Origin of the sequence: Cupriavidus basilensis (assembly GCF_029335485.1) — a bacterium.
In the GTDB taxonomy this organism is placed as follows: Bacteria; Pseudomonadota; Gammaproteobacteria; order Burkholderiales; family Burkholderiaceae; genus Cupriavidus; species Cupriavidus basilensis_E.
Genome location: NZ_JARJLM010000615.1, coordinates 1 through 5,259, shown reverse-complemented (window position 1 = coordinate 5,259; position 5,259 = coordinate 1). Strand labels below are relative to the sequence as shown.

General features: G+C 67.0%; 6 protein-coding genes. 5 read left to right on the top strand and 1 reads right to left on the bottom strand.

The genetic code is table 11. The features are described 5' to 3' along the window. Positions 1-776 (top strand): biotin/lipoyl-containing protein (locus P3W85_RS37750; RefSeq protein WP_346430321.1); only part of this gene is annotated, 776 nt, incomplete at its 5' end. 27 nt (positions 777-803) lie between these two features. On the opposite strand, the gene P3W85_RS37745 is transcribed toward P3W85_RS37750, so the two are convergent. After that, positions 804-1,718, bottom strand: coding sequence for a LysR family transcriptional regulator (locus P3W85_RS37745; RefSeq protein WP_276268550.1), 915 nt, complete (start codon positions 1,716-1,718; stop codon positions 804-806). Between the two features lie 298 nt (positions 1,719-2,016). Here P3W85_RS37745 and P3W85_RS37740 point away from each other — a divergent pair, with 298 nt between their 5' ends. The 4 genes from P3W85_RS37740 (at position 2,017) to P3W85_RS37725 (ending at position 5,141) form a co-directional block, all read left to right on the top strand. After that, a complete protein-coding gene (locus P3W85_RS37740; protein WP_017229716.1) occupies positions 2,017-2,754 on the top strand; it encodes a class I SAM-dependent methyltransferase in 738 nt (245 codons plus the stop codon). A 156-nt stretch (positions 2,755-2,910) separates the two neighbouring features. Beyond that, a complete protein-coding gene (locus tag P3W85_RS37735) occupies positions 2,911-3,441 on the top strand; it encodes a sigma-70 family RNA polymerase sigma factor (RefSeq protein ID WP_346430320.1) in 531 nt (176 codons plus the stop codon). Between the two features lie 272 nt (positions 3,442-3,713). After that, complete coding sequence (locus tag P3W85_RS37730) at positions 3,714-4,172, top strand: NUDIX domain-containing protein (protein ID WP_276268548.1); 459 nt, start codon at positions 3,714-3,716, stop codon at positions 4,170-4,172. Then, positions 4,173-5,141, top strand: a complete 969-nt coding sequence (locus tag P3W85_RS37725; protein ID WP_276268547.1) for a FecR domain-containing protein — start codon at positions 4,173-4,175, stop codon at positions 5,139-5,141. The last annotated feature ends 118 nt before the right edge of the window (positions 5,142-5,259 follow it).

Below are 5,259 nucleotides of genomic sequence, written 5' to 3'. Positions count from 1 at the left end.
AGGCGCTGGCCGAATATCACGTGGTGGGCCTGTCGACCAATATCGCCTTCCTGCAGCGGCTGGTCACGTCGCAGGCCTTTGCCACGGCCGATCTCGACACCGGCCTGATCGAGCGCAACCAGGCGGTGTTGTTCCCGCCGCCCGCGCCGCTCGGCACGGAAGTGATCGCACTGGCGGTGGCGGCCGTGCTGGATGCCGAGACCGCCGCCCGGCGCGTGGACCCGGCCGATGCGCACTCGCCCTGGAGCCAGGCGGGCGCATGGCGGCTGAACGGCGCGGCAACGCGGCAGTACCGTTTCCGTGGCGCCGAGGGCGAGATCGTTGCCAGCCTGCATAGCGACGGCGCCAGGCAAGCGCTCACCGTGGGCGGGCAAACCGTGCCGTTCCATGCCTTGTCGCAACATGGCAGCCATGCGCTCGACCTGGGCCTGCGCACCGTCAAGGGCAGCACGCATATCGATGGCGAAACCATCCACGTGTTCAGCGGCAACCGGCAAACCCGGCTGGAGCTGATCGATCCGCTCGCCCACGCGGGCGCCGCCGATGCCGAAGGCGGCAAGCTGGTGGCGCCGATGCCGGGCCGCATCATCGCCGTGATGGTCGCGGCCGGCGCGGTCATCGGCAAGGGCGATCCGCTGATCGTGATGGAAGCCATGAAGATGGAACACACCCTCACCGCGCCCACCGACGGCGTGGTGCAGGAAGTGCTGTACGCCATCGGCGACCAGGTACAGGACGGCGCGCAACTGGTCACGCTGGAAGAGGCGGCCGCCTGACGCACCGCCCGCGCTTGCCGCTTCTGCCTATGGCGACGGCCTGGCCGCCGCCGCGCCCTGCTCCCCTGCCCGCAGCATGTCGATGACAAGCTGCATGGCGGGCGTGGGCGGGCGGCTCTTGCGCAGCACCAGGCCATAGGGCGCCAGCCGGCCGTGCAGGGCCACCGGCAGCGTGGCGATCATGTTCAGGTCTTCGTAGTAGCGGGCCACCGAAGTGGGCAGCACGGCGAGCATGTCGGACTCGCGCAGCACGGACAGCGTGGTGAGGATGGATGAAGTCTCCATCGTGCTAACCGGCGGCGGCACGCGGCTCTCGCGGAAGGTCTGGTCGATGATCTGGCGCATCGGGCTGGGGTGCGGCTGGATGATCCACGCATACTCGGTCAGCGCGGCCAGCTTCAGCTTGCCGCGCTCCGTGGCGGAATGCCCAACGCGGGTGACGATGGACAGCGCCTCCTCCCCCAGCGTTTCGAACGACAACTCCTCCGACGGCCAGCCATCCGGGATGCGGCCCAGCACGATATCGATCTGGTTCTGCTGCAGCGCGTGGACCAGCACGTCGCTGGTATCGATCTGCACGATGATGTGCAGGCGCGGATGCGCCTTCTTGAGCGTGACGATCACGTTGGTGAGCAGGTCAGGGGCCGGCGCCATCACGGCGCCCACGCGCACCTTGCCCACGTCGCCGGCCTGGATGGCGACCAGTTCCTCGCGCAGTTCATCGAGATCGGCAGCGACCACGCGCGCGTAGCGCATCACGGCCTCGCCGGACACGGTCGGATCCAGCCCGCGTGCATGGCGGGTGAACAGCGATACGCCGAGCACCTCCTCCAGCTCCTGCAAGGACTTGGTGGCCGCCGGCTGGGTCAGCGCCAGCCCCTGCGCCGCCTGGCGCAGCGATGGCGACTCCGACAGCGCCAGCATCAGTTGCAGATGCCGCATGCGCAGCCGCTTGCGGATCGAGGCGCTGGAGGGAATGGTCACTGCGATAAGCTCCGGGAATCGGCGGACGGGCCGTCCACCATTTTATTTATCGCGGGATTCTCGCATGCGGGACAGCGGGAAGGAACGGCCTGCGGCAATGCGCGGGGAAGGCACTTTCGGGAATTTCCTGGTCTTTTCTGGCCGTTTCGCCGCTTTTCGGCACTATTTTCCGGCATTTCCCGTCCGGGACGGGACATTTCGGGCATACTGGTCCGTTCCCTCCCTATTGTGAAGCCGGTGCACTGGCTTCTCCCCGATGCCCGGCTACCAAACCAAGCAAGAGTGCATCGCCATCGTGGGCGCCGCCGACCTGGTCATCCGCTCCTTGCTGGATAAGCAGCAGTACTACGACCCGCTCGGCGAAGCCGAACGCATGGGCATCTCTTCGGCCATGTGGCCGCTGTTCGGCATGCTGTGGCCATCCGGCGCGCATCTGGCGGCGCGCATGGCGGCAAGGCCCGTGGACGCGAACGAACGCGTGCTGGAAATCGGCTGCGGACTGGCCCTGGCCAGCCTGGTGGGCCACCGGCGGGGCGCCGACATGACCGCCAGTGACTGCCATCCGATGGCAGCCAGCTTCCTCGCGGAGAACCTCCGCCTCAACGGCATGGCGCCGATGAAATACCGGCACGGGCACTGGAGCGCGGCGGAGCACGGGCAGGACGACGCCGGCGCGGCGCAGCACGCAAGCCTCGACGTCCACGGCCATTTCGACCTGATCATCGGCAGCGACCTGCTCTACGAGCGCGATGCCAACGCCAACCTCGCCCACTTTATCGGGCGGCACGCCAGCCCCACCGCCGAGATCTGGATCATCGACCCCGACCGCGGCAACCGGCCGGCCTTCAACCGGCAGATGGCCGAGCAAGGCTTTGCCATGCGCGAAGAAAAGCTGGATCGCGTGGCATCGCCGGGCGTCGACGCTTACAAGGGGCGCCTGCTGGTCTATCGCTGGGCGCTGGCGCTGCCGCCAACCCCCTTGCCCCTGCAATAACGTAACCGCCTCCTCCTGCGGCTATGCCGTGCGCAGCGAGATCGCGCAGCGGCTGCCAGAGATGGCCACCGCGCCAACCCCACCTTGCACGCCATGTGCAGGCGCGCATACAATGCGAATAGTAATGATTCTCGTCCGCATCATATTGCGCCCCTCTTGCCCGTAGCCAACCCCCGTCCACACCCCGCTTCCGCGCCCTGCGCCCCGCACGACATCGGTATGCTCTACAGCCATCATCACGGCTGGCTGTACGGATGGCTGCGCGGCCGCCTCGGCAATGCGGCCGACGCCGCCGACCTGGCGCAGGACACCTTCGCCCGCCTGCTAGGCACCCGGGATCTCGCCGGCGTGCGCGAGCCGCGTGCCTACCTGACCACGGTGGCCAAGGGGCTGATGATCAACTGGTACCGGCGCCGCGCGCTGGAGCTCGCCTACCTGGAGGCGCTGGCCGCGCTGCCGGAACCCCAGGCGCCCTCGCCCGAACAGCGCGCCATCGTCCTCGAAACCCTGTACGAGATCGACGCCATGCTTGACGCGCTGCCCGGGCGCGCCAGGCGGGCCTTCCTGTTGTCCCAGCTCGATGGCATGAAGTACGAAGACATCGCCGCCCACCTCCAGGTCTCGCTGGCCACGGTCAAGCGCTATATGCAGCAAGCCTTCCGGCAGTGCCTGGAGGCCATGGGGTGAGGCGCGGCGCGGGCCCGGAGGTGGACAGCGCCTGTATCGCCCATATCGACCCGCAGATTTTGCTCGCGGTGTCGAGGCACTTGATCTCGGTGAATCTTCAGGCAGGACCACAGCGCATACTTCAGTGGTGACCCTGAGCTGGACGGCTTCCCTCGTTGCGACGGTTGCCCCTTCGCAATCTTCGAAAAATCAAAGCCTCAGCAAGGATGATTGATTAACTAATAGAGCCCTATCCTTTTGGGATAGAGGTGTCCTGCTCAGAGAACATCACTATGAATATTAAAAATAAAGTACTGGTTTATCTCACGTGGCGGGACAGCTTGCTCTCCTTCACGCAACCTGAATTTCCCGATGCGGGCCGGCAGGTGATTGCCGGCACAATAGAATCCAACGAGGAAGCTGCTGCTGCGGCTCTTCGGGAATTGTCCGAAGAAAGCGGCATAGGAAATGCTGAGATCGAGCGTGTTCTTGGTAATTATTATTACTCGATGTCCAAGTTTGGGCGAAACGAAATTCAGCATAGGCATGTCGTGCATGCCAGGTTGAGCGACGCTATCCCGATAGCAGAGACCTGGACTCACTTTGAGCGGCATCCCAGTACCGGCGGAGAACCCATCGAATTTAGGCTCCAATGGCTCCCTTTATTCAAAAAGGAGCCGGAGTTGATCGCCGGCCATGGATTTTTTATTCCCATGCTGGAACATTTCCTGCGTGAAAACATGGCGGCTTAGATGCAGAAGTCCATCGACCCGCGCATCCTGGACGAAGCCGCCGGCTGGCTGATGCGCCTGCATGCCGGCGCCGTCAGCGATGCCGAGCGCGCCGCCTGCGAGCGCTGGCGCCGGCGCAGCCCGGCCCACGCCAGCGCATGGGCGCGGGCCGAGCAGTTGATGGACAAGCTTGGCGGCCTGCCGCCCGCGCTCGCCATGCCGGCGCTGGACCGCCCCGGCCGCCCGGCGAGACGCGCCGCCACCGCCAGGCTGGCCCTGCTGCTGGCCGGCGTGCCGGCCGGCTGGGCGGCCTGGCGGCTCGCGCCATGGCAGGAATGGACGGCCGCACACCATACCGCCGCCGGCGAGCGCCGCGAACTGCGGCTGGCCGACGGCAGCCGCGTCACCCTGAACACCGCCAGCGCCATCGACGTACGTTTCGACGCGGCGCAGCGCGTAGTGCTGCTGCGCGCCGGCGAAATCCTGGTCCGGACCGCGCCGGACACGGCGGCGGCACATCGGCCTTTCCTGGTGGTATCGGCGCAAGGCCGGCTGGAGGCGCTGGGCACGCGCTTCAACGTGCGCCAGGAAGCGGGTCTCACCCGCGTAGCCGTACTGGAAGGAGCGGTACGCATCAGCCCGGGCCAGGCCGGCGCCGCCGAGCGCATCCTGCCGGCCGGGGAGCAGGCCAGCTTTACGGCCGCCAGCATGTCCGGCGCTACGCCGGCCGACTACACCATTGCCGCCTGGACGCAGGGCATGCTGGTAGCCGACAAGATGCCGCTGGCCGGCTTCGCGGCGGAACTCGCGCGCTACCGCACCGGCGTGCTGCGCTGCGACCCGGCCGTGGCCGGCCTGCCGGTCTCCGGCGCCTTCCCGGTTGCCGATGCGGGGCGCGCGCTGGCCATGCTGGTAGCCACGTATCCGGTGGACGCCATCGAGAGAACCCGTTACTGGATCACGCTGGTGCCGCGACGCTCCGCGCGGTAAGCGGTCAAGGCTGGCGCGCGCCAGCTTCGCCAGCCGTCGCACCGCGCGGTCATCCCTCCATGCAAAACTGCCCCCCCCACATCGGGGGGGTATGGAATGCCAGCGGAACCCGGCTGTA